The sequence below is a fragment of the Pseudomonas sp. 50_B genome, assembly GCF_017491625.1.
Taxonomy (GTDB): Bacteria; Pseudomonadota; Gammaproteobacteria; order Pseudomonadales; family Pseudomonadaceae; genus Aquipseudomonas; species Aquipseudomonas danubii.
Genome location: NZ_JAFGYX010000211.1, coordinates 1 through 243, shown reverse-complemented (window position 1 = coordinate 243; position 243 = coordinate 1). Strand labels below are relative to the sequence as shown.

At 64.6% G+C, this 243-nt stretch carries 1 protein-coding gene; it reads left to right on the top strand.

From position 1 onward, the window contains the following. A partial coding sequence (locus J5M73_RS31665; protein WP_207817046.1) for an amino acid permease occupies window positions 1-243 on the top strand: 243 nt, incomplete at both ends.

Here is a 243-nt window from a genome sequence, read left to right as displayed (position 1 = left end):
GCTGGTGCTGGTGAATGTGCTGTCCCTGGGGATCATGAGCCAGCCGGAGCTGGCCAAGCTGCAGAACCCTTCCCTGGCAGCAGTGCTGGAACATATCGTCGGCCCCTGGGGCGCCTTGCTGATCAGCGTCGGCCTGATCATCTCGCTGCTGGGAGCGCTGCTGTCCTGGGTGCTGCTGTGTGCGGAGATCATGTTCGCCGCGGCCAAGGACCACACCATGCCGGAGTTCCTGCGCCGCGAGAA